At 23.4% G+C, this 896-nt stretch carries 1 protein-coding gene; it reads left to right on the top strand.

Features of this window, described 5'->3' with window-relative positions:
• The first annotated feature begins 54 nt into the window (after positions 1-54).
• Positions 55-555, top strand: a complete 501-nt coding sequence (locus tag ACF91D_RS30800) for a PH domain-containing protein (RefSeq protein WP_081224923.1) — start codon at positions 55-57, stop codon at positions 553-555.
• The last annotated feature ends 341 nt before the right edge of the window (positions 556-896 follow it).

Genomic DNA, 896 nt, shown 5'->3' with positions numbered 1-896 from the left:
CTTATTAATATGTTAGATATGAACAAAAACTTAAATAAAAGGGGTTAAAATAAAATGGCAAAAAAAGATAAAAACTTAGAAATAGTTAAAACAACAATATTAAATGAAAATGAAGAAATACAGTATAGTATTTTTGGAGCTTATGAAACTAAATCATTAGGCGCTGACACAGTAAAAAATGGGGTGTTAGTAGCAACTAATCAAAGAATCATTTTTTATGCTAAAAGATTTACTGGTTATGATTTAGAGAACTTCGATTATTCAAAAATAAGTACATTTGAATTGAGTAAAAAATTAATGGGTAATATTATTACATTCTATTCAAGTGGTAATAAAGTAAATATAAAATGGGTAAATGATGATGAATTAGATGACTTTATAGAATATGTAAACAAACGTATGCAAGGAAGAGATTCCAATACAGATACTAAAAAAGAAAGCTCTTCTATCAGTCAAAATTTAAATGAAATAAAGCAACTAAAAGAATTATTGGATATGGATGCAATTACTCAAGAAGAATTTGATTTAAAGAAAAAAGAGTTATTAAATTTATAATTTCAAGTTTATTAGAAAAAGTTTATTTAATTAGGTTATAATTATCTTTAAAGAGAAATATATAGTTATCTAGGCATACGTGTATCTACAACACGTATGCCTAGATTTAGATTGTTTAAGGCGGAGTTATTTTAAAATTTAAAATTATAATTAATTTATGGCTATTAATACAACATAAGTTGTTTAATATATATTTTATTATTAGGTGGATGTTATATGGATATATTTTTATTTCTTTTATGGTTTTTTATTTCTATTGCTTTTATAGTAATGCTCGTTATTACTATTGTTAAAACAATTAGAAAACGTAATGTTCGAGGGTCATTAATAAGCACTATGGT

It is taken from the genome of Staphylococcus sp. 231237_7MaSpsaltlick (assembly GCF_043107035.1).
The sequence above is the reverse complement of the archived record's forward strand: the minus strand, read 5'-3'. Positions and strand labels throughout refer to the sequence as shown.